Source organism: Empedobacter sp. UBA7620 (assembly GCF_002484185.1).
Taxonomy (GTDB): domain Bacteria; phylum Bacteroidota; class Bacteroidia; order Flavobacteriales; family Weeksellaceae; genus Empedobacter; species Empedobacter falsenii_C.
Genome location: NZ_DLJI01000011.1, coordinates 7,265 through 12,440, shown reverse-complemented (window position 1 = coordinate 12,440; position 5,176 = coordinate 7,265). Strand labels below are relative to the sequence as shown.

At 33.0% G+C, this 5,176-nt stretch carries 6 protein-coding genes; 5 read left to right on the top strand and 1 reads right to left on the bottom strand.

The genetic code is table 11. From position 1 onward, the window contains the following. Window positions 1-124 precede the first annotated feature (124 nt). Window positions 125-376, bottom strand: coding sequence for a hypothetical protein (locus B2217_RS01965; RefSeq protein WP_180906355.1), 252 nt, complete (start codon window positions 374-376; stop codon window positions 125-127). Window positions 377-477: 101 nt separating this feature from the next. On the opposite strand from B2217_RS01965, the gene B2217_RS01960 reads away from it, so the two are divergent. The 5 genes from B2217_RS01960 to B2217_RS01940 all read left to right on the top strand — a co-directional run bounded on the left by B2217_RS01960 (window position 478) and on the right by B2217_RS01940 (window position 5,139). After that, window positions 478-879 carry a hypothetical protein gene (locus tag B2217_RS01960; protein ID WP_180906356.1) on the top strand — a complete coding sequence of 134 codons (402 nt, stop codon included), beginning with the start codon at window positions 478-480 and terminating at the stop codon, window positions 877-879. 64 nt (window positions 880-943) lie between these two features. After that, window positions 944-1,678 (top strand): lysophospholipid acyltransferase family protein, encoded by a 735-nt coding sequence (locus B2217_RS01955; protein ID WP_180906357.1) that lies wholly within the window; start codon window positions 944-946, stop codon window positions 1,676-1,678. 9 nt (window positions 1,679-1,687) lie between these two features. Beyond that, window positions 1,688-2,689 (top strand): acyl-ACP desaturase, encoded by a 1,002-nt coding sequence (locus tag B2217_RS01950; protein WP_038333672.1) that lies wholly within the window; start codon window positions 1,688-1,690, stop codon window positions 2,687-2,689. A gap of 102 nt (window positions 2,690-2,791) precedes the next feature. After that, window positions 2,792-4,129, top strand: a complete 1,338-nt coding sequence (locus B2217_RS01945) for a cytochrome ubiquinol oxidase subunit I (RefSeq protein WP_180906358.1) — start codon at window positions 2,792-2,794, stop codon at window positions 4,127-4,129. 2 nt (window positions 4,130-4,131) lie between these two features. Beyond that, a complete protein-coding gene (locus B2217_RS01940) occupies window positions 4,132-5,139 on the top strand; it encodes a cytochrome d ubiquinol oxidase subunit II (protein WP_038333674.1) in 1,008 nt (335 codons plus the stop codon). Window positions 5,140-5,176: the final 37 nt, after the last annotated feature.

Here is a 5,176-nt window from a genome sequence, read left to right as displayed (position 1 = left end):
CGTCGAACAACGGTCGAAGAAACCTCGAAGGAAAGTAGGAGAAAAAATGTAGAATTCTATTTTTTCAACAATGGATATTGTGTTGTTATTTAATTGTGTTTTTAGAGAAAATTATTTCAGCATATTATTGTAAAAAATCTTTTCCTTTTTCACTCAATTGTTTAAAGTTAATTGCAGGAATAGTTGGATTCAATTCAGATTTGAAATTGGTAACACTTGGCGTTTCAAAAAAATCTAATTCGTATAAACCATCTTCCACAAATTGACAATCATCGGTTAAAATATAGATTTTAGGAAAACTTGGTTTTCGTTCAATTTTTACTTTTTTGATGTTATTTTGATCCGTAAAAACTTCTCCTTTCATTGTGTTTGCCATTGTTTCTTATTTAGACAACAAATTTCTTAATAAAATTGAATATTAAAAAAATCAATCCGTAATATTCAAAATATTTCTACCTTCGTTACAAATAAAACCACGTGAAATATACAATTCAAGCAATACTTTTGTTTTTCTTTTTAGGATTAATAAGTTGTTTACCAACCAAAACAGTTACCGAAACTAAAGTTGTGACTCCAGAAATTAGCGATTTGTCGGGTAAATGGAATATAAATGATGGAGGAGATTACATTATTTTTGAAGATGCAACCAAAAAGATGGTGATGAAAACGGCTTGCGGAATAATTACGGCTGATTATACCAAAATAAATCAAGCAATAATTTTTAATCATTTAAAACAAGTGAATTCTGATTGCGAAATTCCTCAAAATTTGATTCAAAATTTGCAAAAAACTGCATATTTTAAAGTAAAATCATCAAATCAAATTACTTTTTATGATGAAGCTCATCAAGAAAAGCTAACTTTGAAATTAATAAAGTAAATCGCCAAGAAAAATATATTATGCTTAGCATAATTTTTTATTAAATTTGTCTAAATTTCTAATGTTGAAGAAAATTTTAAGTTATCCGTTATCTATAATCTTTTATATTTTTTATGGATTAACGTTGTTGGTAATGCATGTTGTGCAATGGTTGTGCTACAATTTGGGAGGTTATGCTGCTCATCACAAAAGTGTAAAAGTGATGAATGGTCTTTTGGTTTTTTGGACAAGAATTTTGGGTACAACATATACCTATAAGGGACACGAAAATTTGATACAAAATGTACCATTAATTTTTGTGAGTAATCACCAAAGTATGTATGATATTTCTCCGTTGGAATATGATTTGGCTGATTATCATCCAAAGTTTATTTCGAAAATAGAATTAGGAAAAGGAATTCCGAGTGTATCGTACAATTTAACACATGGAGGTTCTGCATTAATCGATCGTAAGAACGGAAAACAAGCAATAGAAGAAATAAAAAAATTAGCGCAATACATTCAGAAAAATAATTATTCAGCCATTATTTTTCCAGAAGGTACAAGAAGCAAAAATGGAGTACCAAAGGCTTTCAAAGAAAATGGATTGAAAGTTTTGACGAAATATGCTAAAGACGCTTATGTTGTTCCAGTTACGCTAAATAATACGTGGGAAATAGAAAAGTGGGGTAAATTCCCGATGTATTTGGGCGCGAAAGTAACGATACAATACCATAAACCCTTAAAAGTGAGTGACTATAAGTTTGATGAAATATTCGAGCTTACCGAAAAAACTGTAAAAAGTAGTATAACCGCATAAAATAATTATATGTCAATAAAAAATGTTCGCCTGGAAGTAATGCAATTTCTTGAGAAAGATATTGATGCTTATATGGACAAATTCTTAGTTCCAGCCGATAAAATTTGGCAACCAACAGATTTTTTACCGAATTCTCAAACAGATTCTTTTTTTGACGAAATCAAAGAATTACAAGAGCTTTCGAAAGATTTGCCAGATGATTTCTGGATTACATTGATTGGAGATACCATTACCGAAGAAGCTTTGCCAACCTACGAATCTTGGTTGATGCAGATGGATGGAGTAGTAGATGAAGAAGGGAATTACCTAGAAAATGGTTGGGCAAAATGGATTCGCCATTGGACTGGAGAAGAAAATCGTCACGGTGATGTTTTGAATAAATTTTTGTATTTATCAGGACGTATCAATATGCGCGAGGTTGAAGTAACAACGCAGCATTTGATAAATGACGGATTTGATATTGGAACAGCACACGATCCTTATAAAAACTTTGTTTACACAAGTTTCCAAGAATTAGCAACATATGTATCGCATAATAATGTATCAGCAATTGCAAAAAAATACGGAGCGAAAAAATTATCGCGTATGTGTAAAATTATTGCAGGAGATGAAATGCGTCACCATTTAGCTTACACAGAGTTCGTTCGTCGTATTTTCGAAGCTGATCCTTCAGAAATGATGTTAGCTGTTCAACATATGTTCAAACTTAAAATTGTAATGCCAGCACATTTCTTAAGAGCTTCTGGAGAAGAAAGAGGAACTTTGTTTGATGCGTTTTCTGATGCAGCGCAACGTATTGGTGTGTACACAGCATTTGATTACATCGATATTATGCGAAAATTAATTGAAGCTTGGCAATTGGATAAAATCTCTGGGTTGAATGCCGAGGCTGAAAAAGCAAGAGATTACATTATGAAATTCCCAGATAGAATGGATAGAATTTCGCAACGTATTGTGATTCCTGAAGATGGACCACAATTCAAATGGTTATTACCAGCTACGTCTAAATAGATTATTATAATCAAAATCATATAAAAAAGAGGCAATTCAAAATAGAATTGCCTCTTTTTATTTAGTAACTTTAACCAACAAACAAATTATAAACAATTACTTATGGACGATTTTATTGCTGCCAGAAGTCAAATGGCGATGTCGCTTGCCTTTCACATTGTTTTTTCGTGTGTTGGAATGGTGATGCCTTTTATGATGGCAATTGCTCACTACAAATACCTCAAAACTAAAAACGAAATTTACAAAGGGTTAACCAAAGCTTGGAGTAAGGGAGTTGCGATTTTATTTGCTACGGGAGCAGTTTCTGGTACAATGCTTTCGTTTGAGTTAGGATTATTGTTTCCTAAATTTATGGAACACGCTGGACCAATTTTCGGAATGCCATTTTCGTTAGAAGGAACAGCTTTTTTTATTGAAGCAATTGCTTTAGGGTTTTTCCTTTATGGTTGGGACAAATTCAATAAATGGTTTCATTGGATTTGTGGTGTAATTGTAGGAATTAGCGGTTTAGCTTCAGGAATTTTGGTTGTTGCAGCAAATGCTTGGATGAATTCTCCGTCAGGTTTCGATTTTGTAAATGGCGAATATCTTAACATAGATCCTGTAAAAGCTATGTTCAACGATGCGTGGTTTTCACAAGCATTGCACATGACAATTGCAGCTTTTTGTGCGACTGGATTTGCGGTTGCGGGTTTACATGCTTATCTTATTTTGAAAGGTAAGAATGTAAATTTTCATCGCGAAGCATTCAAAATTAGTTCTGTTTTAGCAATTACAGCAGCAATGTTAGCACCTTTGAGTGGTGATATTTCAGCGAAAGATGTAGCAAAACGTCAACCGATTAAATTGGCTGCGATGGAAGCGCATTTCAAAACAGAAGAAAGTGCTTCATTTGTTTTGGGAGGAATTGTGGACGAATCAAAAGAGGAAATTAAATACGCAATAAAAGTTCCAGGTGTGTTGAGTTTCTTGGTTCATTCAGATTTCAAAACGCCTGTAAAAGGATTGGAAGAATTTCCGAAAGATGAGTGGCCGCCTGTGGCAGTTGTACACTATGCTTTTCAGATTATGATAACATTCGGAATGTTGATGATGGGAATAGCTGTGATTTATTTGATTGCGCAATTTTTTAAGAAAGATTGGCGAACAAAACGCTGGTTTTATAAATTGTTTATGATTGCGACACCTTTTGGATATATCGCTTTAGAAGCAGGTTGGACGGTAACAGAAGTTGGTCGTCAACCGTGGATTATTTACGGAATTATGCGAACGGTAGATTCCATCACGCCAATGCCAGGAATCCAATATTCGTTTTACATTTTCACGTTTGTATTCATCACATTGTCCATTATTTTGGTGTTCTTAATGAATCGACAAATACAAATGGTTGCGAAGCTTTATGATCCAGAAGATCCAAATTATAAACCAGAAAAACATTAAGTATGATTTACGTAGTAATAGCATTTTTGTGGGTTGCCATCTGTTTATATTTAATTTTAGGTGGAGCAGATTTCGGTGCTGGAATTGTCGAATTATTCTCTGAAAAGAGTTACAAAAAACGTACGCAGAAGATTATGTACAATTCGATTGGACCAATTTGGGAAGCAAATCATATGTGGTTAATTATTGCCATTGTGATTTTGTTTGTCGGTTTTCCTAAGGTTTATGCAGATGTTTCTAATTATTTACATATTCCGTTGGTGATTATGTTGTTGGGAATCATAGCGCGTGGAACATCGTTTACGTTCAGAAATTATGATGCAATCAACGATAAATGGCACAATTTGTATGATGTCATTTTTACTTATTCAAGTGTTGTAACACCTTTGTTTTTGGGTATAATAGCAGGATCTATCGTTTCGGGAAGTATTGATGACAATGCACTTTCCTTTCAAGATGCGTATATATTTTCGTGGTTAAGTTGGTTTAATTTTTCGGTCGGAATTTTCACTGTTGTGATTTGTGCTTTCTTGGCTTCGGTTTATTCCATTCAAACTGTTAAAAACGAAGAAGATAAAGTGATTTTGAGAAAACGTGCTAAGATTTATACAGCTTTAATTTTTGTTGCTGGAGCATTGGTATTTGCTGTTTCACTTTGGAAAAACATTCCATTATTTAGTTGGATAACATCAGAAATTTACGGTTATATCGCAATCGCAATTGCTTCAATCTCGATTGTATTATTACTTTCTGCCTTAAATAAAGCGAAAGATTCTCTTTTGAAGGTTTATGCAGGAATAATTGTGATGATGATTTTGTTTGCAGCATCTTATTCACACTTTCCAAATTTAGTATTATTCAAAGATGGTTCAACATTATCTTTATTGAAAGATTATGGTGCAATGAGCACAATAAATATGTTAGCTTGGGCATTATTACTCGGTTCGATATTTATTTTACCATTTCTATTTTACTTGATTTATTCGTTCAATCAGAAGCAAAAAATATAAATATCCGTTCCAAATATTATTACAAACATACTTGTTT